The sequence below is a fragment of the Bacteroidota bacterium genome, assembly GCA_020161395.1.
GTDB lineage: Bacteria > Bacteroidota > Ignavibacteria > Ignavibacteriales > Ignavibacteriaceae > UTCHB3.
The window spans coordinates 78,587-103,098 of the sequence record JAIUOE010000006.1 but is presented as its reverse complement, the minus strand read 5'-3'; the positions used below and the strand labels follow the sequence as shown (position 1 = coordinate 103,098).

The 24,512-nt window shown below is 40.2% G+C and carries 21 protein-coding genes; 2 read left to right on the top strand and 19 right to left on the bottom strand.

Going from position 1 to position 24,512, the window contains the following annotated elements; translation table 11 throughout:
- Positions 1–63: 63 nt before the first annotated feature.
- The gene (gene hflX, locus LCH52_11305) at positions 64–1,323 is read right to left on the bottom strand and encodes a GTPase HflX (protein MCA0389067.1); all 1,260 of its coding nucleotides are present in this window, start codon (positions 1,321–1,323) and stop codon (positions 64–66) included.
- A 206-nt stretch (positions 1,324–1,529) separates the two neighbouring features.
- Complete coding sequence (locus LCH52_11300; GenBank protein MCA0389066.1) at positions 1,530–4,097, bottom strand: T9SS type A sorting domain-containing protein; 2,568 nt, start codon at positions 4,095–4,097, stop codon at positions 1,530–1,532.
- A gap of 67 nt (positions 4,098–4,164) precedes the next feature.
- On the opposite strand from LCH52_11300, the gene LCH52_11295 reads away from it, so the two are divergent.
- The gene (locus LCH52_11295; GenBank protein MCA0389065.1) at positions 4,165–4,728 is read left to right on the top strand and encodes a DinB family protein; all 564 of its coding nucleotides are present in this window, start codon (positions 4,165–4,167) and stop codon (positions 4,726–4,728) included.
- 136 nt (positions 4,729–4,864) lie between these two features.
- Here the strand turns inward: LCH52_11295 and wecB (LCH52_11290) are convergent, their stop codons facing one another.
- The 4 genes from wecB (LCH52_11290) to LCH52_11275 all read right to left on the bottom strand — a co-directional run bounded on the left by wecB (LCH52_11290) (position 4,865) and on the right by LCH52_11275 (position 8,160).
- The gene (gene wecB, locus LCH52_11290; protein ID MCA0389064.1) at positions 4,865–5,944 is read right to left on the bottom strand and encodes a UDP-N-acetylglucosamine 2-epimerase (non-hydrolyzing); all 1,080 of its coding nucleotides are present in this window, start codon (positions 5,942–5,944) and stop codon (positions 4,865–4,867) included.
- Between the two features lie 254 nt (positions 5,945–6,198).
- Complete coding sequence (locus LCH52_11285; protein ID MCA0389063.1) at positions 6,199–7,140, bottom strand: TraB/GumN family protein; 942 nt, start codon at positions 7,138–7,140, stop codon at positions 6,199–6,201.
- A complete protein-coding gene (locus LCH52_11280) occupies positions 7,133–7,531 on the bottom strand; it encodes a DUF559 domain-containing protein (protein ID MCA0389062.1) in 399 nt (132 codons plus the stop codon). The genes LCH52_11285 and LCH52_11280 overlap by 8 nt, the downstream gene beginning before the upstream one ends.
- 71 nt (positions 7,532–7,602) lie before the next feature.
- The gene (locus tag LCH52_11275) at positions 7,603–8,160 is read right to left on the bottom strand and encodes a DUF192 domain-containing protein (GenBank protein MCA0389061.1); all 558 of its coding nucleotides are present in this window, start codon (positions 8,158–8,160) and stop codon (positions 7,603–7,605) included.
- 18 nt (positions 8,161–8,178) lie between these two features.
- Here LCH52_11275 and LCH52_11270 point away from each other — a divergent pair, with 18 nt between their 5' ends.
- Complete coding sequence (locus LCH52_11270) at positions 8,179–9,273, top strand: prolyl oligopeptidase family serine peptidase (protein MCA0389060.1); 1,095 nt, start codon at positions 8,179–8,181, stop codon at positions 9,271–9,273.
- A gap of 41 nt (positions 9,274–9,314) precedes the next feature.
- On the opposite strand, the gene LCH52_11265 is transcribed toward LCH52_11270, so the two are convergent.
- The 13 genes from LCH52_11265 to LCH52_11205 form a co-directional block, all read right to left on the bottom strand.
- Positions 9,315–9,704: a GxxExxY protein gene (locus LCH52_11265; GenBank protein MCA0389059.1), complete on the bottom strand. Its 390-nt coding sequence runs from the start codon at positions 9,702–9,704 to the stop codon at positions 9,315–9,317.
- Positions 9,705–9,936: 232 nt separating this feature from the next.
- On the bottom strand, positions 9,937–11,703 hold the full coding sequence (locus tag LCH52_11260) for a capsule assembly Wzi family protein (protein MCA0389058.1): 1,767 nt from the start codon (positions 11,701–11,703) through the stop codon (positions 9,937–9,939).
- Positions 11,704–11,882: 179 nt separating this feature from the next.
- Entirely contained in the window at positions 11,883–12,722 is an 840-nt protein-coding gene (locus LCH52_11255) for a DUF1574 domain-containing protein (GenBank protein MCA0389057.1), read from the bottom strand.
- Positions 12,723–12,814: 92 nt separating this feature from the next.
- Positions 12,815–14,248, bottom strand: coding sequence for an MBOAT family protein (locus LCH52_11250; GenBank protein MCA0389056.1), 1,434 nt, complete (start codon positions 14,246–14,248; stop codon positions 12,815–12,817).
- Between the two features lie 72 nt (positions 14,249–14,320).
- Entirely contained in the window at positions 14,321–15,658 is a 1,338-nt protein-coding gene (locus LCH52_11245) for a capsule assembly Wzi family protein (protein MCA0389055.1), read from the bottom strand.
- A gap of 150 nt (positions 15,659–15,808) precedes the next feature.
- Positions 15,809–17,635, bottom strand: a complete 1,827-nt coding sequence (locus LCH52_11240; protein MCA0389054.1) for a glucosamine 6-phosphate synthetase — start codon at positions 17,633–17,635, stop codon at positions 15,809–15,811.
- Positions 17,636–17,818: 183 nt separating this feature from the next.
- Complete coding sequence (gene wecB, locus LCH52_11235) at positions 17,819–18,874, bottom strand: UDP-N-acetylglucosamine 2-epimerase (non-hydrolyzing) (protein ID MCA0389053.1); 1,056 nt, start codon at positions 18,872–18,874, stop codon at positions 17,819–17,821.
- Entirely contained in the window at positions 18,871–19,983 is a 1,113-nt protein-coding gene (locus LCH52_11230) for a DUF354 domain-containing protein (GenBank protein ID MCA0389052.1), read from the bottom strand. Before LCH52_11230 ends, wecB (LCH52_11235) begins: the two co-directional genes overlap by 4 nt.
- A gap of 39 nt (positions 19,984–20,022) precedes the next feature.
- The gene (locus tag LCH52_11225) at positions 20,023–21,177 is read right to left on the bottom strand and encodes an N-acetyl sugar amidotransferase (protein ID MCA0389051.1); all 1,155 of its coding nucleotides are present in this window, start codon (positions 21,175–21,177) and stop codon (positions 20,023–20,025) included.
- Positions 21,164–21,949: an AglZ/HisF2 family acetamidino modification protein gene (locus LCH52_11220; GenBank protein MCA0389050.1), complete on the bottom strand. Its 786-nt coding sequence runs from the start codon at positions 21,947–21,949 to the stop codon at positions 21,164–21,166. The genes LCH52_11225 and LCH52_11220 overlap by 14 nt, the downstream gene beginning before the upstream one ends.
- The gene (hisH, locus tag LCH52_11215) at positions 21,936–22,574 is read right to left on the bottom strand and encodes an imidazole glycerol phosphate synthase subunit HisH (GenBank protein ID MCA0389049.1); all 639 of its coding nucleotides are present in this window, start codon (positions 22,572–22,574) and stop codon (positions 21,936–21,938) included. The genes LCH52_11220 and hisH overlap by 14 nt, the downstream gene beginning before the upstream one ends.
- Positions 22,571–23,512 (bottom strand): glycosyltransferase, encoded by a 942-nt coding sequence (locus tag LCH52_11210; protein MCA0389048.1) that lies wholly within the window; start codon positions 23,510–23,512, stop codon positions 22,571–22,573. The genes hisH and LCH52_11210 overlap by 4 nt, the downstream gene beginning before the upstream one ends.
- The gene (locus LCH52_11205; GenBank protein ID MCA0389047.1) at positions 23,502–24,422 is read right to left on the bottom strand and encodes a hypothetical protein; all 921 of its coding nucleotides are present in this window, start codon (positions 24,420–24,422) and stop codon (positions 23,502–23,504) included. Before LCH52_11205 ends, LCH52_11210 begins: the two co-directional genes overlap by 11 nt.
- Between the last annotated feature and the right edge of the window lie 90 nt (positions 24,423–24,512).

Here is a 24,512-nt window from a genome sequence, read left to right as displayed (position 1 = left end):
AAAAGCTGCTCCCGGAGATGGGGGCAGCTTTTTTTTATAAAGTCAATAAGTCTCACTACCTCTTTACCCCACCAACCTCTTTATTTTCTCTGAATTAACTTTGTCCGCCCGGTACTTTACGACAATTCTGTCATCTTCGTACTTCAGGTCGTTTACTTTTGCAAGATTGTGGATGGATGAAACGAGCCCCGACTGTGCATAATCGAGTTCGATCACCTCATCGCCAAATTTTTCCTCGATGATATTTGTCACCATCGATTTTAACTCCTCAATCTGGAATCCCCGTTTTGCGGAAACAATTACGGTGTTTTCATATTTCCTGTTCACATACTCAATTCGGTCGCGTTCTTCAAGAATATCCACCTTGTTGAATACATGAATCAGTACCTTGTCTTCGAAGTGGAGGTCTTTAAGCGTCTGATTGACCACACTTATATGATCTTCGTAAAACGGATGAGTTATATCAATGATGTGCAGCAAAATATCTGCATCCCGCACTTCATTAAGCGTACTCTTAAAAGATGCAACAAGATGTGCAGGCAGTTTTCTGATGAAACCAACCGTATCACTCAAAAGTGTGGTATGGGTTTTATCCACCTGAAACACTCTCGTGGTTGAATCGAGCGTGGCGAACAGCTTATCCTCTGCAAAAACATCCGACTCTGTCAGGAGATTAAAAATTGTTGATTTTCCCGCATTTGTATAACCAACAAGCGAGACTTTCACCATTTCCTTCCGGTTTTTGGTTTGGGTTTCACGATTCGACTCAATTTCTTTCAACTTGTCGGTCAGCATCGCAATACGGTCACGGATAATACGGCGGTCAGTCTCAATCTGTGTTTCACCCGGTCCTTTGGTACCAATTCCACCATACTGCTTCGAAAGGTGAGTCCATGCCCTTGTCAGCCGGGGGAGCATATACTTCAATTGTGCAAGCTCCACCTGCGTTTTGGCTTCCTTTGTACGGGCTCTCGAGGCAAAAATATCCAGGATGAGTCCGCTTCTGTCCACAACTTTTTTATTGAACAGATTACTCAGATTTCTTACCTGAACAGTCGAAAGATCATCATCGAAAATGATCAGATCAATCTCGTTTGGCTCGATCAAGTCAAGTATTTCATATGCTTTTCCTTTGCCGACATAGTAAGCCACATCGAGCCGTTGCCGCTCCTGTGTTATCTTGATGATTGCATCACCACCGGCTGTTGCGAGAAGCTCTTCAAGTTCATCTATGTGCTCCTGAACCGTCTCGCGGGGTGTCTGACCGACCCGGACACCGACTAATATGGCCCGTTCAGTCTTTTTTACTTTTATATCTATCAATTTCTTCTTTCTTAATTCTTTTTATGAACCACAGAGGCTTTTGAGGGGACGCAGATGAACGCAGATTTCACAGAGTTTCGCGGATAAATTTTAAAATCCTCTCTGCGTTAATCCGTTTAATCTGCGTGTATCTGCGTCCTCTTCCCATATATCGCCGCAAGGATTATTTCGGGGTCAGCTCATAGTTCATAGATCATAGTTAATCGCTATTTTATGAGCACCATTTTTCCTGTTGCCGTCTTTCCCATTCCCTGAAGCCTGTAGAAATAGACTCCAGAAGTGTATCCATTCCCTGAAAACTGAGCGGAACATTTTCCCGGCCCAAATTCTCCGTTCAAAAGGGTTGCCACTTCTTCACCATTGGCGTTAAAAACGGTAAGAGTGTAGTTCCCCCGTGATGCCACAGAAAATTCAATCTTTGTGGATGGATTAAAGGGATTGGGGTAGTTCCCTTTCAACTCAAAACTGACAGGGTTTGTTCCTTTTTCTTCAATACCGGTAAGAACCGAAACATCCAGAGCGAAAATAGACCTGCCGTGTGTTCCCGCGTATAACATTTGAGTCGGTGCATGATACACAATATCAAAAACAGGGGAATTGGGCAAACCCGTTCCCGCAACATACCAGTTTGCACCAAGATTCTTTGTAAAAAACACACCGACATCGGTACCGATAAACAAAACGGAATCCCTCTGCTGATCTATTATCAGTGAATTCACCGGCACATCGGGGAGATTTCCCGAGATATCCGTCCAGGTTTCTCCAAAATTTGTTGACATAAAAACATGCGGGTTGGTCAAATCCCTGTTGTAACCGCTGAGTGTAACGAATATTCTTTTCGGTTGCACTTTATCAACCACAACATCTGTAACATATCTGTTGGGAAGTGTACCTGTTCTGTCAGTCCATGTACCTCCATCATTGGTGGAAACAGAAACTTTTCCGTCGTTCGCACCTGTGACGAGTACCCTCGAACCGATATAAGGGGCTGCAGAAACCGCTGTGATCGTTCCGAGGACACCATTTGCACCTTTAGTCAGGTCAGGACTGATCGTAGTCCAGGTGTCTCCCTTGTTGGTCGATTTGTGCAGTTTGTAGCTTCCGAAATAAACTGTCTGCGGTGTCACTGGATCGAGAATATAAGGTGAAGACCAGTTGCTCCTGCTAAGATCGAGTCCACTCGTAATTCCCGAGAAGAAATTCCCGCCATCGTCACTTCTGCCCAAACCGCCATTCTGGTAGCATGCATAAATCACCATCGAGTTCGTGGGGTCAACTTTACAGTGGAAACCGTCACCACCGTAAATCTCTTCCCAGTTGTCGATGCCACCACTTCGGGTCATGATAGTGCCATTATCCTGAGTACCACCAAGAACTCTGGCGGGATTCAGATAATCAACTTCTATCGCATAAAACTGCGAAATCGGCAGGTCCTTAAGCTTATACCATCTGTCTCTTCCTTGCCAGGTCTTGAATACTCCGCCGTCATTTCCCACAATGATGTTGTTTGAATTGAAGGGATTGATCCAAAGTGTGTGGTGATCGGGATGCTGTTCGTCCCAGGTTGTAGATGAATAAGAGTTTGTAATGTTCTCCCACGACGATCCACCGTTTGCAGTATAGAGCACATCAACCTCACCAAGATATACTTTGTTCGGATCAACCGGTGAGACATCAAGCTGACCAAAATACCAGCCGAAACCGGAAAATTCACCCGGAAGTATACCGTCGGGCATCCTGCTGAAAGATACCCCGCGGTTGGTCGATTTGTAGAATCCGTAAAAATTGTGGTCGTTTCCGTTGGGATTGGTCGACGATTTATAAAGGGCATATACAAAATTTGGGTCGGATGGTGCAACAGCGATGCTTATCCGCCCCAGCCTGTTGTTATTGACTGGCAAACCGGTAATACTCTTTGTCCATGTGGCACCACCGTCACTTGACCTGTAAAGTGCGGTGCTTGCTCCCGCTGCTTTTCTATATGAAGGGCTTCTCAATCTCTCCCACATGGCTGCGTAAACTATATTTACATCGTCGGGATCGACCTCAACATCTATTGCAGAAGTGGAGTCGGAGACATAAAGCACTTTCTCCCAGCTTGCGCCTGCATTGGTCGAGCGGTAAACCCCTCTGTCCGGCGATTTTGAATAAAGCCCGCCACTGACTGCCGCAAAAACAAGATTCGAATTGGATGGGTGCACCTTGATTTCACCAATATGCCTTGAGTTTTCGAGACCCGACATAAACCAGGTATCCCCTTTGTCAGTCGATTTCAGCATCCCGAATCCTGCATATGAATCGGTACTGATATTCGCTTCGCCCGTTCCGCAGTATATGATGTTTGGATTGTTCGGATCCATCGCCATCGCACCGATTGAAAGCGATTTCCACTGGTCGGTCTTCGGAGTCCAACTCGCTCCTCCATTTGTACTCTTAAATATCCCGCCCGCTGCAGCACCCAAAACTATCGTGTTTGTGTCTGCCGGATCGATTACCAAAGCGGTGATTCTGCCTCCAATATTGGATGGTCCCACCGCTTCCCACGCAGCAGAGGAAATGGCGTCAGACGACACTTCCATACTCTCTTTTGCCTGCAGAGCCTTATGGTAACTTTCAAGAGGGAAATCAGCATTTGGATAAGATCTTTGGCTGTGAAACCACTCGGATGGTCTAAAATCAAAATTTTTCTTGAACCTGGGACTCAAATCCTGTAAAATTGTGATCACAGGAAGCAGAATTATAGCGGAAAAAACAAAAGTTTTTATATTTTTCATTGACTTTTTAATTTATTTGTTATCAAACAGCAATTTAGCTTTTTTCTCACTCACCGGGAACGGCAAAATGAATACTCAAATTGATGATTTATTCAATGACCTCAAAGAATTATTGAACGATTCGATTAAGATCGTGAATGAACATTTTATCGGCTTAAGCGAAACTCAAATCAACTGGAAGCCCGAGAAAAAGAAGTGGAGCATTGCTGAATGTCTCGACCATATCGCTATTGCCTACAGAAGCTATGGTAAAGAACTAGACCGGGTTTTTGCCGACCCGAAACCCTCGACGGGGCATCTGATGTTCCGGACTTCCCTCACCGGTGGAATTTTTATTAAAACAATGCACCCCGAATCACCCGTAAAGGTGCCAAATCCTTCAGCTTCCAACCCCACACAAGGAACACTTACACGAAAAGTCTTCGATGATTTCCTCACCGCTCACAACGGTCTCGCAGAACTGGTGGAAAAAAGCAAAACCCTCGACCTCCATGGCAATAAAATCACTTCACCATTCTCATCTCTGATGAAATTCTCTCTCGGCGAAGTGCTGCTCGTTCTCACCTATCACGAGAAGCGGCATATACTCCAGGCAAAAAGAGTAATGGCGAATCCGGGGTTCCCGATTTAAACCAAGGCTGAATCTCCGAAGGCTGAAGGCTGAATTTTCCAAGTTTGAAGTCAGAAGTTTGAAGTTTGAATCTGTGAAATCTGTGGAACTATAACCACACCTTTGCGATCTTTGCGGCTTTTGCGGTTTCAAAACTCTACAAGAAAACTTCAACAACTCTGGAGGCAGCGCGACCATCCCACAAATCCGGGATTTGCCCTCGCTTTATCTTCCCTGCCATCAAGTCATCCAAAGTCGAGAAGACATTTTTGAAATCTGTCCCTGCAAGTATATTCGTTCCAACTTCCACAGTTATGGGCCGTTCCGTATTATCCCTGACAGTAATACAAGGCACACCGAGATAAGTTGTCTCTTCCTGTACGCCACCGCTGTCGGTAATCACTGCCTTTGCATGTCGCATCATATGAAGAAACTCAAGATATCCGAGCGGTTCGGTTAAAATCAAATTTGGATTGTCGATGGTGATACCAAACTTCTCCATGTTTGTTCTTGTTCGGGGATGAATCGGGAAGACAATCCTGTTATCCGCTCCGTATCGCTCAACAAACTCTTTCAGGCTGATAAAAAACTCTTTAGTATCAACATTCGCAGGACGGTGGAAAGTCAGGAGGAGATATTCGCCCGTCACTACACCAAGTTTTGCAGAGGTGGCGGCTTTTTCAACCTCGGGAAGAAAACTTACCAGTGTATCGATCATGCAATTTCCAGTAAAAAATATTTTCTCTTCAGGAACTCCCTCATTTCTGAGGTTCTCCATACCGCTTTTTTCGGTTACAAAGAGATAATCGGATATAGCATCTGTAAGAAGGCGATTCACCTCCTCGGGCATAGCGCGGTCGAAACTCCTCAGACCTGCTTCAATATGTCCAAGTTTTATGCCAAGCTTTACGGCAACAAGTCCGCATGCAATCGTTGAGTTCACATCACCTGCAACCAGCACCACATCAGGCACCATTTCCAAACAAACTTTTTCAAATTCTATCATGATATTCGCGGTCTGAACCGCATGGGACCCACTTCCAACACCCAGATAATAATCGGGTTCGGGTATCCCCAACTGCTGAAAAAAGACATCCGACATTTTCACATCATAATGCTGACCCGTATGACACAGCCGCACATCAATTTTCTCAGGATGCTTCTTAAATTCTTTATATACGGGCGCCACCTTCATAAAATTCGGTCTGGCACCAACAACAAGCAGTATCTTCTTCATTTAGTCCTTTGTTAAATTTTTACCACAAACAATACCTCACCCCTAACCCCTCTCCTACAAGGAGAGGGGAACTTAGGCAATGATTATCCAACACCTACAAACAGTTTAGGAAACTGCTGCTTTCGCCACCGGGGAAATTGCACATTGATTAACCAACCCTTCCCTCTCATTGTAAGAATGGGGAACCTGCAAAAACATTCACTATTCTCCCCTCTCCTTGTAGGAGAGGGGCCGGGGGTGAGGTACTTCGTGGTTTATTCCATTTTCAAAAACTGCAGCAAACTCCCATCCCCCACAAGATGCCCGGCACCCACCACAACAAGAAATTTTTTCTTTTGCTTCGAAAGTTCCTCTATCTTTATTGCCCAGTCCCTGTTCCGATTCACCAGGAAAACGCGGTTAAACAAGTCCTCTCCCTCGCCAAAACCCGTTTTCAGGTACTTTTCGAGCTCTTTTGGATCACCTCCCTGAAATGCCGCCAGAAGTGCCGAAAGATCCCCCTTCAATGAATCCAGTTGATCCAAAGTGGAAATGGCAATCTCGTATTGCATATCGTAACTGACACTGTCGAACAACCCCATCTGAAACCGCATCGTCTCAAATCCCGAAGTCGGTTTCGAGAACTTCTGAGAATACTCATACACCAGGTTTTCCGTCCCCTTGTCAGCCTGAATTCCCTGTTTCATAGCCGCATATCCAATTGCAGTAATCGCACCAAACAACGGCTTCTGCTTCTCAACAATCATCCACGCTACACCCGCTTTTGTATATTTTGTTCGAAGTGTTGCAATCCTTTCAACCGGGAAGATATCCTCAAGCGTTTTACCATCCGGCAGCATCATCAACGGCATCAACTTAATTGCAGCAGTCTGATCCGTCATCTCCTTCATGTCAATCTCAAATATCACCTGATCAACCGATTCAATAATCTTTTTCACACTATCCGACAAAACAAATCCCTTCCCCAAATGCATACTCCCCAAAATATGGAATGTGCTCCCGTTCCTCTCAACCGTATGCAGAATGTCAGTGGTCGGCGTCTGCGGACGGCAACCCGAAGTAAGGGAAACCACAAAGAACGCAAAGAGCGCAAAGGAACCTCGGACCTCACCCCTGACCCCTCTCCTAAAAGGAGAGGGGAAGAAGAATGAAAAAAATGTGCGGTTCGACAAGGAATTTGTTTCGTTTTTAAACATTTTTACTTTTTAATCCTTTTATCGTTAATTTTATTGTCAAGATAATAGTTTCGCGATCGTCAAGTATCTGATGATTTGTAAAATGGAGTATGCTATATCCCATTGCTTCTAAAACATTATCACGCAAATGATCTTTTTCTTCAATCTCCTCGTGATATCCTCCATCAGCTTCGATGATTAGTTTTAACTCATCAGCACAAAAATCTACAATAAAAAAGTATATTTTATCATTAACTAAATAATATACCGGTCTTTGCCTGTAAAACTTGATGCCAATGATCTTCCTGTCTCTGAGGATATTCCAAAGAATTTCTTCCGACTCAGTAGCATTTTTTCGAAGCTCTCTTGCACATGAAGTGGCTTCATTAAAAATTTTAGGTGGTACTTTCATAAAATGATATTCTTAATTTTCATCCTCCCCTCGCCTTTTAGGAGAGGGGTCGGGGGTGAGGTCTAAGCGGTTTAATAATCAACCTTGTCCCCCTCAACCACCCCGTGGCGGTCACAAAACCCGCCCGTAACCTCAAGCACATATTTCGCCGGCTTGGTACTCGCATAACTCTGATCGCTCAGAGTTTTGGTGTTTTTATGAATCGTCACAATCTTCTTGTTGGCATCGATGAAAATCATATCGAGGGAGATATAGGTATTCCTCATCCAGAATGACTGCATTTCCTCAACCGGGAAAACAAACAGCATCCCCTGCGTTTCAAGCATCGATTTCCGGAACATCAATCCGCGCTGACGGTCATACTCGGTATCGGCAAACTCGGCATCTATCGTAATTTTCTTTTTACCCGTTGAGTCGCTCAGGGTTACACTTCCCTCTTTTGTAAATGGTACTTCCACAATCTCATCTGCGGAAGTGGTGCGTTTGCTCTTCATCAGGTTCGGCACAACCAGCAATGCCGCCACGGCAACAATCAACACACCAACACCAATCTTCACAAGAAGGCTTTTGTTGCCCGCACTTCCCGCGGAATTTGTTACATTTTTGTTCTTGATATTTTGTTTTTTCAACGCTTAAACCAAATTTTTATGAGTCCAAATATAATCCAAAGAGAGATAATAGACCTTCCCGAAAAGCAGTTGCAGATGCTCCGCTCCGGCTGGGGTTCCGCCGCCATCGATGATACAATAGTAGAAGCCATCGTGTATCTGTCTGACGGGTATGAAGTGCAGGGATATATTGCGTATCCGAAGGAAGTAGCGGAGAATCGAAGTAGCGAAGTAGCGACCGGAGAAGTCACAGAGCCACGAAGTCACGAAGTCACGACCTCACCCCTGACCCCTCTCCTAAAAGGAGAGGGGAAGAAGAACAAATTGACTGACCAAGATTCCTTAACTTCGTTGCCACCCGACCAAAATTCTGTTTCGGCTTCTGATGAATCTCCCATAGCCTCTTTACTCTCTAATAAATCTTCTTACATAAACCTCCCCTCTCCTCTTAGGAGAGGGGTCGGGGGTGAGGTCCTCCCTTGTATCATCTGGAATCGCGGTGGCTCAAAGGAACGGGGTGCCATCGACAGATTTACGGCGAAGGGAATGTTTGGACAACTTGCATCATGGGGATTTGTTGTCTTCGCATCCTCCTACCGTGCATCATTTAATGATGATTTAAACGATGAATTTGGCGGAAGTGATGTGGATGATATCCTCAATCTTATGGAAATTGCGAAAGATATCCCGTTTGCCGACACTTCCCGCTGGGCGATGGAAGGATGGAGTCGCGGTGGAATGATGACATACCTCGCCCTCCGGAAAAGGCACGATATAAAAGCTGCGATTATCTCGGGTGGAATAACAGATGTAGCCGAATGTTGTACACATGTCCCAAGAATCAAGGTGACACTTCAACAACTCGCGGAAACAGAAGGAATGGATGCATATGAAAAGCGCTCCGCAATAAACTTCGCCGATGAACTTCCCAAAGACTGCAAATACCTCCTCCTGCACGGCACAAAAGATGATACCATCCCGCCAACCCAGGCAATAAAAATATCAGAAAAATTCCTGGAACTGGGGGTTTTCTTCCGCCTCGTCCTCCTCGAAGAAACCGATCACTTCCTCAAAGGCAAAAAGAAAGAAGTAGATGCTCTCCGCCGGGAATGGTTGCTAAAATATGTTAAATAGGACACGGATGAGACGGATTTAGCTGATGACCACGGATTCTATTAATCGATTTTTCTGCCCTTACGGTCGTTAGTATAATATTTCCTTCTGAACTCTGCATTGGTACCAAAATTCAAAAGTAAACCCACTTCAATATCGGTTGCTCGTAGATAGTTAAGTAATTGGGCTTCATGCTCACGGAGTATTTTATCAACAACCTTGAGCTCAAGAATCACCAAATCATTTACAATAATATCTGCAAAATATTCACCCACAATCTGTTTTTTGTAATACACTTTAATTGGTTTCTGTTGCTCAATAATCATTCCAACACTTCGTAGCTCAAGCGCCAATGCATTTTCATAAACTCTCTCCAAGAAACCATGTCCGAGCGAATTATTCACATCATAAAAAGCGCCAATAATATCTTCTGTTAAGTCTCCATACAACATAAAATAAATCCGTGTTTATTCATTAAATCCGTCTTATCCGTGTTCTAATTAAAATCCGTGTTTATTCGTTAAATCCGTCTTATCCGTGTTGTAATTAAAATCCGTGTTTATTCGTTAAATCCGTCTCATCCGTGTTCTAATTAAAATCCGTGTTTATTCGTTAAATCCGTCTCATCCGTGTTGTAATTAAAATCCGTGTTTATTCGTTAAATCCGTCTTATCCGTGTTCTAATTAAAACCCATAGCTCGCAATAAGCCCGAAAGAATGCTGCGTGCCCTTCAGGTATTTGGGAGTGCGGACAGGGTCTTCATCCGAGATAATCGAAAGCTCGTAGTAGCCTCTAAGCTTGGCATCGTGGTATGGCTCCCAGGTAGTTTCGAGACCTAAGCGGAAATCTTTCCTTAGCGGACCCTGCAGGAACGAAATGGTGCCGTACTTATTGGTGTTATACGCAATGGCGATGTCGGCTTCAATTCCCTTTCTTACCCATTCGAAATAAGCGAAGTGGCGCAGACCCCTGATATGGCTGTAATTCACCTGAAAGCGGAGCTGGTCGGCATTCTGTCCAATCCAGTGACCCAACTGATAACCGAGATGTTTGTAGCTTGCAAGGTCGTTCCGGTTCTCGTAGTTCCATGGATTCACCCGGGTATATTCGAGCGACACATCGAGATTTGGAATGAAAAGATTAAACCGTTTCGCACCAATCGTAAAAGCGAGCCACTGATTATCGAATCTGCCGTTGAGGAGGTCGCGGAAATTGATCACATCTATATAAGTGGAGCCATAGAAGAGATAATCTTTTGGGAAGCGCACCTTGAAATCGGAAAAGATCATCCCGTTCCCGTCATCGGCTGCAATTCTCCCCGTGTTATGATCCATTACCTTGTAATAGAGGAAAGGAATCAGCGTTTCGAAACGGAAATTGGGACCGTAAACAAATGCGTTGCCGAGGGAGATATCGAGTTCATCCATCACACTGACTGTAGCCAGATTTGCAACAATGTATTTATCCTTATACGGAACGATGCGACTTGGATTCAAGCTCTCTGTATGACTCCAAAATGCTGCGGAAGAATCATATATAAGGGAATTCACCCACCCCTGGAAATAGTTGAACCTGAACCAGCTTACGGGATTTGCATGAAACCGTATCTGCGTGAACGACGGAGCCTTTGTGGACATAATAATCTGCCCAAACTGTCCATGTCCCCATGTCTGATAATCCTTAATAATCGAAATGCTGCCCCACTTCCAGCTTGCGGAAACGGAACCCTTTACATCGCTGTACTCAAATGAACTACCCGATTGATTATTGACATAAGCACCCGTAACCGGCGAGAATTTTTTATTCCTGTCGGTGTTGCTGCCCGTTTCACCAAAATCCACATACTCAAACGATGCACCAAACCAGTCGCCACCATACCCAAAAAACTTCACTCCGGGCCAGCGAATTGTATTTGTCTTCCCTGCCACCGAGCGAACGCCATATCCCGCCAAAGGTGATACCCGCAATGCAAACTGTTCGTCTGTATATTTGAAGAGCCAAAATCGCTCCGCTAAGGTATTAGGTATGAGGTATGAGGTATTATTTCCGACCTCACCCCCGGCCCCTCTCCTAAAAGTAGAGGGGAGGATAATGGAAGCGACCTCTTGGGTGTTCCCCTCTCCTCTTAGGAGAGGGGTTAGGGGTGAGGTACCTGCTACTTCGCTACTCTGATACTTCGCTACTTCCAACGCGAATTCCTGCTGGAAAAACCGGAGTTCCTGAACCTCGAGGGGGTTAAGCTTATCGCGGTAGGACTCTATCTGCAGGAGGAGACGGGCAATCTCCATACGCGAGAGGGGCAACACTTCAGAATTAAACCGGATAATCTGCCGGGCATCAAGACGGGAGAGCAAACCATACACCGGATGATCCACACGAGTGAAAACTGTCTGAGCAAACAAACCACCCGCCAACACAACAAATACAACAAAAATTCTCTTTAACGACATATTCTACCACTTTTATGACAAATAATTGACGATTTTCAAAACGCAATGTACCAATTCATGTCGTAACGACATCTATCGACACCTTTTGTGTCGTATGATTTTTTGCGAAGTTATTGTTTTTATTGAGGTTAGAGGTATTGGATGGCGGAAAGTGACGGATATTGGGGGGGGGTACCGACCTATTTCAAGATTCCCAATTTCTTCAAATCGTCAACAAGAATTTCGGTGAATAATTTTGCTCCGTCTTCATAAAGATGGATTCTGTCTTTAAATAATTCTTTTTTTCCTCTGAATCTCGGGTCAAGGCTATAGTCAAGTACAGTGGCTCCATTGTCTTTTGCCAAATTGATTAGCCACAAATAATTTTTATCATTTTTATACCAATGAGGTTCATAAATTGGTGAAACAACGACTAGAAATGAAACTTTGGATTTTTTTAATTCAATCAAAGTATTTTTATACCCCAATATTTCTCTTTCACTATTCTCAGTAAATTCGACCGGATTTCTTTTTTGACCGAACGAAGGCTGATCCATTATTTTCTTTAAAGGTGCAAAGCCGTGAAGAGTGGTGTCCCTACTTTTCAGAACAAAGACTCCATCCAATAAATCGTATAATGCAGAATTAAAATAATATGTACTCATTAGAGTTTTGAACTGTAGTTTATCGTCATTTCTTTGAAGTACATCACGAACGATTGCATTGTTATAGGCAAAAGGCATTAAAATTTTTGTTTTGTCAAAATCACCTGCATCTGTGAAAAGATTAACAGATAAGTCTAAAATTACAAGCTCGGGTTTATGTGTTTTTAAACTTGATCTGACGATTATCTCTGTATAGGTATAACCCTGTCCCCCAAGGCCGGCATTGTATGTAAATAACCCGCTACTTTTTTTAATAACTCTTGAGTCATAATGGGAATTGGCCCGCGAACTGCCCAAGATTAGAATATCTGATTTTTGTTTGTTCAGCACAAGATCAATGTCAGAATACAATCCGGATTCTACAGCCTTAAGCATCAGATTCAATCCATAACTTAGTAGTCTATCGATCGAAATCAGAATAACAACAAAAGTTAAAATCAGAAATATTTTTTTATACATTTTAAAAATCAAAATTGAAAATAAATGAATTGACTACCATCAAATACACCAAATAAGATTATGATGAATATAAGTGTAGTATAAAAGACAAATCCACTTAAAACTGATTTTTCCTCATCAAATTTCAGACATTTTAGCATTTCATAAATAACAATCAAAAATACGGCAATTAATGAGTAGACGACCTGTGATCGACTACCGAGGAAAAAGGAAGTGGGCGTGGAAGCAATTTTTCCAATTATTTCAAACCCCATCACTATCGAATCAGATCGAAAAAATATCCACATGATATTTAACAAAATAAATGTGAATAACCAGGGTATTATCGCTGAAAATACAAGATTATTTACTATCCCATATTTTTCTTTTAATTTTCTTCTAAACTTTAGTGATTTTATTCCAAAGGCGATAAACAACCCGTTTAAAAGTCCCCAAAAAATAAAATTCCAATTTGCACCATGCCAAAGTCCACTTACCAAAAAAGTAATAATTACGCTTAATTCAACTCTGTACTTGTCAAATCTCTCGCCTAATAATCTATTGTAAGTAAGAGGTGTAAAGACATAATCTCTTAACCAAGTCGAGAGAGAGATATGCCACCGATTCCAAAATTCTGAAATTGATCTCGACACGTATGGGTTATTAAAGTTATTAATTAGATCAAAACCTAATACTTTTGCAGTGCCCATCGCCATTAATGAATAACCTGCAAAATCACCATATATTTGAATAGTAAAGAAAAAGGATGCAACGATAAACGAACCACCACCGTGCAAATCTGAATTATTATATATAGTATTCACATAAATTGATAGCCGATCTGCAACAACAACTTTATAGAACATACCAATTAAAAAAAGTTTGGCACCCTTGAGTAAATTATCACTTTCAAATGAGGCAGGTTCATTAATTTGTGGAAGGATTCTAAAGGCTCTTTCTATAGGACCTGCAAGCAATTGAGGGAAAAAAGAAATAAAAACAGCAAATTTGCCTAAATGGGTTTCCGGTTCAATTTGTTCCCAATAAACATCTGTTAAATATGCGATAATTTGAAAAGTATAAAATGATATCCCAATGGGTAGCACAATGCCAAGAGAAATTTCATTTGTTGAGGGCTTAAAGACTTGTAATAAATTTGAGAATGACTTTAAGATAAAATCGGTATATTTGAAGAATACCAAGGTTACGACATTAAACATGAGCGCAAACAAATACAAACGGAATTTTATTCGCCGGTCCTCTTGCTTTTTAACAGCTAATGCACCATAATAGGTGATTAAAGTCTGTGTGACGATTATCGCCAGATACTCGAACTTTAATAGAGAATAAAATAAATAGTTCCCCACCAGCAATGGCAGCCATCTCTGTTTCTTTGGTGTAAGGTAAAACAGCGATATTACCACTACAAAAAATAAAAGGAAATCAAATGAGTTGAAGGACATAATTTATACTTTATTCAAGGAAAGAATACCTCTTTGTGGATTTTATCACCATGTTTACTGATTAGATAGCTATCAATACATTTGATATTTCAGATTTAGCACTAAATAAAACTGACTTCCATCCATTCCTTTTATGTGCTGTTCATTCTGTATTTTGCTGTAACTCAGAAGGATGTCGCCAATAAACACGCTACTAAAGAAATAACTCCCTTTTGCTTCCAAATTTATAATTTTCTCAACAACTCCCATTGGGAAAGGTTCGAATGTTGCTCTGAAGGGATTATTTAGGGAGTTGTCACCTTTTTCAGAGTAGGATACCTTACCCGAGATAATCATCGGTTGAATACCAAAATAATCGAAAAAGAGTTCGAACTTTTGAAAACTATTAAATGGATATCCGATGCTTCTCTCATGGATATTGTAGTTTGCCCAGGTATAGAATGAATTATATGTCCAGTTCTCAACCCAGGTTGCAGCAACTCCTAACTGTGATAAAGGTAAAACTAAATCAGTTAATGTTAAACTCCCAAAGATTGCTTTTCTCTCCGGGAATTTTTCTCTGTTTTCTGATTTGAAGTCGATATCATCAATAAAAATCTGTGTGAAGAGAGTCACTGATTTTACCGGCTTATACCAAATATCCAAAGCGAGATAAATATTGGCTTCGCCTTCATCAGTACTGCTTCTTTCATTGTTTTTGGAGATGTAGAAAGGAATAAACGGATTTTGGTAATAGGAAAGCCATTGTTGATTTTTACCACCATAGATAACAGCCTCAGTCAATGCAACTTTAAGATTCTCAAAAACATTAATATCCAACCTGTGAAGCGAATAGAACCTTTTGTACCAACCATAACTCAATGAGTCTTTTGTCCGGACATCAAACCCATATTTATCTTCGAGTTTTGCTGAGAGAAAAGAAAAACTAAAGAGATCATTTTTGTATTGCAGCCAAAGGTGGTCAAATGAATAAGGGTTATCCGATAATATTAGACTATTTGACGAGTATGATCCGAGATTTCGGTTCACTCTCCCAAAAGAAGCATTGAATTTCCCTAAGACATCACGATACACCAAATAAGCCTCATCAAATCTACCATAGTACCACTCCCCTAGTTCTCCAAAATATGTGGAATCTTCCTTAAAATTCTGATCAAATTGAAATGATGTCTTAAATGCGAAATTATCCGCCGGGTAATTAAGTGAGAGTCTAAAGGAATTGCGAGACCTGGCAATAACTGATTGCGTAAAGTTTAACTTTATATCGCCTTTGACTATACCTGAAGGGGATTTTTCGGGATCAAAATTGTAGGACAATATCTCATTTTCAAGATATTGACCAATTTTTAAACCATTATTAAATGATGCCTTCTTTGATTCGATATCTGCCATACTATAGGGTTTTATCAATGGATACGTCAGATTCAAAGACCCATTATTTATCGAATATTCAATATATTTCGCGTATGAATCGTTTGTATAATAAAAGCTGCTTTGTGCTTGGGTTAAACAACTGCAGACGATAAATAACAGGAATAATCTGGTTAACATAATCGAGCACTAATAATTTTTTGGAATTGAGTTGACAACTTTTACCACAGGCTCGAAATCAAGCCCAACAATTTCAAGATACCACTTAAGGGTTTCATATCTGGGACGGTTTTCAATATTAACAAGTTCCAGTGCCCGCTCTCTTGTAATCATCCCTTCCCGGACCTGATTACTTCTAAAAGTATCATATTCGGAAAACCCTCCTACGGTGTAGTAAACATAATTGTAAAAGCTTGCCGTCCCATCTCCGATTCTCCAGGTTGTCGGTGTGTCAATAGCCTTTTCCCAACCGTATTCATTATGTAACAACTGTTCGAGTTGATCTTCATCCCATCTGTAGTAATCAAACATGTGGAAATAATCTGTACGCCTTGCAAAATACCGCGAAGCGAAAGAACCAAATGTATCAATCAGAGAGGAATTGAGATATCCTGTGTTCAATAAAAAATTGGATCCTACGAACTTAAAAAGATTAAGCTGATTCTTAAGTGAAATAGAATAAATCATTTTTTTGTCGAATTCGGGAGCCAAGCCTGCATACCCAACCTTAAAGTCAGTATTTTCCAAAGGGTTAATACCCCATATATTCAGCAGGATATCATTTTGTTTACGAACTTTATCACAATAATAGAAGAAATATTTGTCTCCCGCCATAAAAAGTGGAATCATACCAAGATGTGGTTTTTTCATCCACGCGAGTATGTTTTTCCGGATATTGTTTCTTTTCCACTTTATGTCAGCCGAAACTATAATGTGCTCAACACCAAGTTGACCGCAAGCCCGAGCGATATTTCTCCTTGCCAGATCTGTAACCATCCCCCAATCATATGTAAATGCAATCGGGTTTAATCCCAATTCCTTTTTAACCAAATGCAGAGTCAAAGTACTATCTCGTCCACCACTAAAGGGAATTAGTACATCTGGGATCCCGTCTTTCTTACGATATGGTTCAACAAGTTTGAACAATTCCTCCATCGGTTTTGGTTGATTTTTTATTTTGTAATTTTTGCAGTAATTACAAACTCCTTGTTCATCAAAGTGAATAAAAGGAAATGTCTCAGGAAGAATACATTTTGTACATCTTTTTAATTTTGAAATTCGATCAAAGTTAAACTCGAGCAGATCTCTTTCTTTTTCAAAAACGGGATTCATTCTGAACTTTTCAGGATCAACCACAGCATCAATCTGATCCTTTTCAGAATGAATATTTTTTATCGCAATTTCCAGTTTTTGATTAGATTCAGTCAAACTAAAATAATCATTAGAGTTTAGATCAAAATGGTTTACTTGAAAATCCCTAACATTAATCAAATAACCAGTTAAGGGGGTTATTTGTTTTAAGGAAAAAACATCTTCGTTGCTTAAAACTGTAAATCTTTTTTTAAGACGATTTAGAATGTTTTTTTCTGAGGCAAGAATGAACAGTGTTTTGTAATCTGTAAGTACATAAAAAGAACCATAATTTGAATAGACAAGGAATTCGTTTTTGTCATCGAATAACAAGGCAATGGACAAAGTGCCAACAACTGCTTTTTCAACATCTCTCAAAGCATGACTTATAGGTTCCCCGGCATCAAGTTTTTTATTAAGGAGTGAGATCAGTACTTCTGTATCAATTTCAAATTGCCTTTCTAAATCCGGGTTCTGATTCCATATCTCATTATCGTTAACGATAATACCATTATGTACTCCAACGATCCCATTCTTGATAACGGGTTGATTATTCACATCCAGTAGCTGCGATCCATTTGTTACTAACCGGGTATGCCCAAAAGTAAAATAGACATTATCATTAATCGGCAATATCTCAGAGGCTACGCCGGTTGCTTTTAGCAAATCACTAATTTTTACGGGACCTTTAGTAACACTAATTTGTTTTTTCTGCTCGACAATATAACATATGCCGGAGGAGTCAACTCCTCTAACTTCTGAGAACTGCGAGACAGTTTCAAGAACATCTTTTAGAAATTTTGGACTGTAAGTATTCGAATTCGCGATGACACTAAATATTCCGCACATTTATCTAAATTCCTCAATTATTATGTCTCGCATTTTCATTGCTACATTCGATCCATAGATTAGTGGCCTGTCTTTAGGTACTTCGAATTTTTCTATCATTTCGACAACATCATTAGAGTAATAATCGACCAATTTATTCCAACCTACTTCGATGGTCTCAACCCACTCGGTTTCACTTCTAAAAGTTAAACAAGGCACTCCAAGAATATAAGCTTCCTTTTGAATCCCACCAGAATCAGTTAAAAGTTTTGAAGCCCCTCTAATCAAGCTAATAAAGTCAAAGTAACCCTGAGGTTCAATTAAGAACACATTCTGACCAACCTCTATCTTGTTCAAAACCAAAACATTTTTTGTCCTGGGATGAACCGGGAAAATTACATTTGTTCTAATATCTCCCAATATTTCAACTATTTTCCTTAAATTGTCCGGATTGTCAACGTTGTAGGGTCTATGAAAAGTCGCCAAATAATATTTATCGCATTGGTCAAGAATATCTTTAAGCAACGAATTCTGCATCGCTTTTGAAGAGGCAAAATTGAGAGAGTCAGTCATAATATCTCCCGTCAAAAAACTCTTTGTAGCCAGATTTTCATTTTTCAGATTCTTCATAGCCAATTTTGTGGGGGCAAAGAGTAAGTCAGAAGTATGATCTGCAACAATTCTATTTATTTCTTCAGGCATACTCCTATTAAAGCTTCTTAAGCCCGCCTCAATATGAATTAGTTTTATCCCAAGTTTACTCGCCGCCACTGCACCCGCAAGAGTTGTATTTGTATCTCCAAAAACCACTACAAAGTCAGGCTTTTCCAGAAGTAAAATCTTTTCGATTTCAATAAGCATTGTTCCGGTTTGTGCACCATGTGGCCCTCCTCCTAATGTGAGGTGGTAGTCAGGTATGGATAATTCGAGCTCCTCAAAAAAGGTATCAGACATATTGGAGTCGAAATGCTGACCGGTATGTATTATTTTTTGCTCACATTCTCCTCTGAGCACATGGGATAGAGGGCCCAATTTAATGAACTGTGGTCTGGCACCAACTATTGAGATAATCTTCATTTAAATCTATTCTGAATGTTAGGATTTTTGCGAAATTCTGTGATGCTCTCAGGATATTGATCAAATAACCAAGTCATAAAACCCGAGAGATCTATTTTTTCTGAGAGCATTACTTTTTTTCGTGTATCAAATTCGTTTTTTAAATTATCAAGAACCAATAATTCCGATAATTTATTTAACATCTCATCAAACTGTTCCACTCGAAAATTGAATGAGAGACCATATTTTGACTGTTTTTCCTCCATAACACTAATTTTCCCAACGAAATTATTTATTCTTATTGAAGGCGTTCCAAGCACCGCAGCTTCAGAAGTCATTGTTTGACTATCTCCTATAAAAATATCTGCAAAATAAATTACATGCAAAATATTCCTCGGCTCTATTTTAAGTCTGTATTTCTCCAACTTATCGGGCAAAGACCTTTCCGATGATATATAAACTTTACCATACCTTTCTAACAATGTTATCAAGCGAATTACATTCTTGTCGGTAAGTCCCTTCATCCCGACATCATGGTAGGCCCTTAATGATACTAATCTAATTAAGAAATACCGTTCTGCCCCACCATTAAATTTTTTAATTATTTCAATATCCGGGATGAATCTGCCCGGATATAAGTATGCAAGTTCTTTGTACCCCTCAAATCCAATTTTTTTCGAATTAAATTTTCCTAAATCAGTTATCATTGGCGCGATAACATAATCCGCCCTTGCCAAAATAATCGAAAAAAGTTTTGTCACTGCCAAGTCATCATCCGTGAAAACGAAAGATGGAGTTTTGAACCATTTTGATAAATAAACGAGAAGATCGTCTGTGATGAATAAATCATATTTCTTCTTCTTAACGAATTTGTGAAGTCGATAAATTGTTCTGAAGAAGTTTATTGCTGAACTAATTAACGGAGAAATACCCTTTAGCTTACGTCCCTCCGGGAAGATGTTTGTATACTCCCATCCTTGACTAACCAGCAAATCTTCGAGTACATCTTTAGAAGTGATTACAATGTCAACAATGTGTCCATTTTGGCGAAGTTGGGTTATTGTATCTCTAAAAACGTGGAACTTTGAAGGATGAACAAAAAAGAACAGCATTTTAGCGGGAAGGGACATCCTAATACCTAAGTCGAAATACTAAACTGACTGAATGTCTCATTTCCCTCTCATCTCCATCTGAAAGAAACTAATTGGTTTGTAAGGATAGACCTTCTTAAGAAACCACATTGAAGGCTTAGCGAATTTTTCAAGGAGAGGGGAATAGCTCGGATAATCAATATATGATTTATTTTCAGAAAGCATCAACTTTGAAAATTCCTCTTTCGAAATATCCAATTTCTTCAATACAAAATTTAGCTCCTCGTCTAATTTAGAACTGTTGTATGGTTTTTTATTCAGTGCCTCAACTGCTTCATTATATCCAATTGCTCCGCTCATTACTTGGGCAGACAAGGTGATTATCCGTTTGTCTATCCCAAACTTCTCATATAGCCAATAAGAAATAGCAAACTTAGTAAAAAGATTCTCATGATGATGTCCGCCATAATACTCCCACCCAAAATTATCAATTAGAAACTTCTGTGCTTCCTGCTTGCTATAGTCAAGATAATAGAAAGGGAAATAACTCTTAATCTTACTAATAAACGCATTAGTAATTACATCAGCGATTGTATAGTTTGGGAAAGTTGATAACTTTGTTCGGCCAAAAAGTTTATGAATGTGCAGTAGCTGTTTCCCGTCACCATATGTCCATTCTTGAGGTTGAAAACCTTCAGATCTAAAATCGTTGCCCCTTAAAATATATTTGATGCCCTCCTTGCGGGATACCCTAAACATAATACTTTTGATAGCTAAATCAGTTGGTAAATCAATCCACGGTAAACCCGCAAACATATATGCTCGAAGAAGATCTTTAATTTCTTCATAATCAATTACATATGTTTCCAAATCAATATTTAGAGATTCGGTAACTTTCTTAATATTTTTAACTGCAATATCTGAACTCCAACCATTGTCCAGATTGACGGCAAGGGGCCGTAGTCCATAGATGTTTTTTGCTATGTGCAAGAGATAAGAACTATCTGTTCCTCCACTTACGCCTATAATACAGTCGTATCGTTTCCCTTCCCCGTCTTTCTTTATTTTATCAACAATAGATTCCCAGTCTTTTTGCCCTTTTTCACCTCGGGGGTAAGTTTCACAAAGTTGCGTAAACATCTTAGCATAATTTGATATCCCCTTCTGATCGAATTCAATACCCGGCACTGTACTATCCCACATACCTTTAGAACATCTTTTAAATTCCAACATTTATTTCCTTATTTTTAAAAACATCCTTAATTTGCTCTTTTGAAGGGTAATTAATTAAAACTGCTTTTCTTGGACCGTGGTAAACAAACATGCTGCCGGCTGCGACGGCATGTGCTCCACCAACCTCTGTGGCAAGAAGAAAGTCTTTCATCGACCCAGCTCCGCCACATGCAACAGTAGGACATTTTGCGATGCTGGTGACACTTTTGATTAATTTTAGATCATATCCGGTCATTTGGCCATCATTATCGATTGAATTTATTATTATTTCACCAACGCCAAGATCATTCGCTCGAGAAACCACATCGTTTAGAACATGTTTTTGTTTTTTACTTCCCGAATGCGAGAAAATTTCATAATTACCCCAGAAATTTTTTTTCACATCTATTGAAAGTACAAGACTTTGAGAACCAAAGTTAGATACAATTTGAGGTATCAAATTAGTGTTACCATAAAAAGACGAATTTATCACTACCTTTTCGCACCCCAGGTTCAGGATTTTTTCAACCGTTAGAATATCTGATATTCCTCCTCCTACAGCGAAAGGCATAAACGCTTCATCAGCAATATCCTTAACAATCTCTAAATCAATTTGTCGATTTTCTTTTGTTGCTGAAATATCCAAGAATACCAACTCATCCGCTTTTAAGTCGTTAAAAATTCTTACGGCGTTAATGGGGTCACCTATATACGTAGGATCACCGAATTTAAGGGTTTTGACCAATCCCTTTCCACGAAGCAACAAAATTGGTATGATTCTAGGTATGTACATTTTTCATCCCCTTAAAATCTTGAGCTGCACAGAAATTCCGCAATAATTTGAGACCAGCATCATGACTCTTTTCGGGATGAAACTGACAGCCTATGATGTTTTCTTTTGCAAATGAGGACACAAAACCCAGTCCATATTCTGTTTCAGAGATTTTATACTTAGGTTCGACACCTGTAACATAATATGAATGAACAAAATAGAAAAAATCCTGCTCTGAGATTTCATTATAAATTGTATGATGATTCTCAAACCTTAAAGTATTCCAGCCCATGTGTGGAATTTTTAAGTTATCACTGTCGGGAAATCTTTGGGTGAAACCACCAACCCAGTTGAGCCCTTCGCAGTGACCCTCCTCACTGGAAGAGGTCATAAGTTGCATCCCAAGGCAAATCCCAAGAATTGGTTTCTTTTTTTCAAGAACTTCTTCCTCCAATATTTTCACAAGATTTTTACTTTTTAGATTCTCAATTCCCACTTTAAAGTTACCCACACCAGGTAAAATGAGTTTATCAGCTGATTTAATTTCGTCCGGGTTATTCGCTACTAAGCAATCATAACCAACTCTGTTAATGGCCTTCTTTACTGAGCCAAGATTTCCCAAACCGTAATCAACAATAACAATCATACATTTAATACCTTGTGATAAACATTAATTAACTTTCGTGCAACAATGTTCTCGTCCAAAAATGCTATAAATTCTCTCCCGTTAGTCCTGTCATTTTTAATCGCATAATCAATGGCAAGTTCAAGTTTCACAGCCACATCGCTTGGTGTAAAATCCGACACATAACAACCGTTCACACCTGAAATCAATTCTGATATATCTCCAACATTAGTTGCAACTATGGGACATCCACACGCGAGTGCCTCCTTGATTACATTAGGACTTCCTTCCCACTTGCTGGTTAACACCAGGACATCGGCGGCCGACATCCAAAACGGGACTTCTGAATTATTAACATTAAACAAGTGCTTTATGGTAATATTTTCATTGTTGGTAATTTGGAGTGCCCGGTCGAAGAGATCATAATTTTTCTCAGACCTTTGAGGGTCAGCTCCAAACAATATTATTTTCCCTTGTGTCCACCCCAATCGTTTTCGGGCTTCGCTTTTCTCAATCGTCCTGAACTTGGTAAGGTTTATCCCATTCGGGATTATTTTGATTGACTTCAGGCCAAAATCCACGGCAGATCTTTCTGATTTAACGATTGTTGCTGACCAGCAAATATGACTGAATATTTTCAAGAACCATCTACCTAACCTGCTTGAATAAATATCGCTTCCCATCAGCGAACAAACAACTTTTTTGGTGCAGGTTAATGAAGCAATGATTCCACTAAAAGAATAGTGGGCATGTATCAGGTCACAATTTGATTCCCGAATATACTTTCTGAGCTCTGGGATGTTCCTGAGATAACCGATAACTCCTTTTCCAACTATATCAAAGTAAGTCACCTTCAAGCCATTTTCAAAAAGCGATAGCCCCTGATTTGTGGAGATCGGATCGACCCCATTATTCCCGCTTCTAACGAACAAAACATGTAACTGAGTTCTATTTGCCAAAATACTTCGCTATGCTATGGATATGAACATCTTCAACGGTCATTTTGCCTTCAAGATACTTCCAGCTGCCGTCCTTATATTCGTAATGTCCCGTCGATTTGATGACCCCGACAGTTCCAAAATAAAGTGCCTGAAATTCTAACAAATGAAAAATTCCATCATAATCCACTATATCAAGCGAAACAAAAGGAAGCTTTAATAAATCAACAACTTCTCTGGTATAGTCCAGAAGTTCATTTGCGACACCAGAATCTTCTCCGTAGCTGTAATTTCGGTTACCGCTTCCACTGGCACGGAAGTCATTTTTTCGAGTGGGTCGCTTAAAGCAAAAATACTTTTCTCCGAAGTTAAGAACTTTGAAGTCAGCCTTCAAACCATGAACAAACTCTTGGAGAATAAATTTCTCCCTAAACTTAGATTGTTTGACGTACCCGTGGTACTTCCTCGAACGGATAAACTCTCTGGCATCTTCTTTAACCGAAGAAGTCTTTGTCATCGATGAAACTTTTTTAAGGAGTTCATGCCTTGAATAGGCGATATCCACAGTCTCACTCATTGCTCCTTCAGACAATTTGATCACGATGGGGTAGATCCAATCTTCCTCTGTAGAAGTTAATTCTTCAATACAACCAAAAACATGTGACTTTAGAGAGAGAGGTAAGCCCGCAACTTTACGAAGTAATTCCATGAACACTTTGTTGTTATTTGCACGAAGGAATCGATATGATGGAACAACCACAGCTCCGATCGCTTCAAGATAGCAGATAACATCCTCTATAAAACTTTTGTAATGATATCCAACATCTTCAGACGAAGTATATAATACCGGGATATCCTTCCAATAATCAATGGGTTGCCGGTAAACCTCAGTGAAACTGAAGAATCTTGGTTCGATTCCTATCCGACGCAAACCTGAGCTTAAAAAGTTTAAATCCAAACCCGAATTATAGGGTACTGCATCGTATTTCGATCCATAATGACCTTTGTAATCGGTCAAAAA

What these genes read in the sequence shown, in the direction of transcription:
- LCH52_11285 (MCA0389063.1), bottom strand. Translation starts at nt 7,140, where the DNA reads ATGTTTAAAAACGAAACAAATTCCTTGTCGAACCGCACATTTTTTTCA.
- LCH52_11250 (MCA0389056.1), bottom strand. Translation starts at nt 14,248, where the DNA reads ATGTCCTTCAACTCATTTGATTTCCTTTTATTTTTTGTAGTGGTAATA.
- LCH52_11270 (MCA0389060.1), top strand. Translation starts at nt 8,179, where the DNA reads ATGAGTCCAAATATAATCCAAAGAGAGATAATAGACCTTCCCGAAAAG.
- LCH52_11295 (MCA0389065.1), top strand. Translation starts at nt 4,165, where the DNA reads ATGAATACTCAAATTGATGATTTATTCAATGACCTCAAAGAATTATTG.
- LCH52_11220 (MCA0389050.1), bottom strand. Translation starts at nt 21,949, where the DNA reads ATGTACATACCTAGAATCATACCAATTTTGTTGCTTCGTGGAAAGGGA.
- LCH52_11280 (MCA0389062.1), bottom strand. Translation starts at nt 7,531, where the DNA reads ATGAAAGTACCACCTAAAATTTTTAATGAAGCCACTTCATGTGCAAGA.
- LCH52_11230 (MCA0389052.1), bottom strand. Translation starts at nt 19,983, where the DNA reads ATGTCCCTTCCCGCTAAAATGCTGTTCTTTTTTGTTCATCCTTCAAAG.
- LCH52_11225 (MCA0389051.1), bottom strand. Translation starts at nt 21,177, where the DNA reads ATGTTGGAATTTAAAAGATGTTCTAAAGGTATGTGGGATAGTACAGTG.
- hisH (MCA0389049.1), bottom strand. Translation starts at nt 22,574, where the DNA reads ATGATTGTTATTGTTGATTACGGTTTGGGAAATCTTGGCTCAGTAAAG.
- LCH52_11265 (MCA0389059.1), bottom strand. Translation starts at nt 9,704, where the DNA reads ATGTTGTATGGAGACTTAACAGAAGATATTATTGGCGCTTTTTATGAT.
- LCH52_11300 (MCA0389066.1), bottom strand. Translation starts at nt 4,097, where the DNA reads ATGAAAAATATAAAAACTTTTGTTTTTTCCGCTATAATTCTGCTTCCT.
- LCH52_11255 (MCA0389057.1), bottom strand. Translation starts at nt 12,722, where the DNA reads ATGCTTAAGGCTGTAGAATCCGGATTGTATTCTGACATTGATCTTGTG.
- wecB (MCA0389064.1), bottom strand. Translation starts at nt 5,944, where the DNA reads ATGAAGAAGATACTGCTTGTTGTTGGTGCCAGACCGAATTTTATGAAG.
- wecB (MCA0389053.1), bottom strand. Translation starts at nt 18,874, where the DNA reads ATGAAGATTATCTCAATAGTTGGTGCCAGACCACAGTTCATTAAATTG.
- LCH52_11260 (MCA0389058.1), bottom strand. Translation starts at nt 11,703, where the DNA reads ATGTCGTTAAAGAGAATTTTTGTTGTATTTGTTGTGTTGGCGGGTGGT.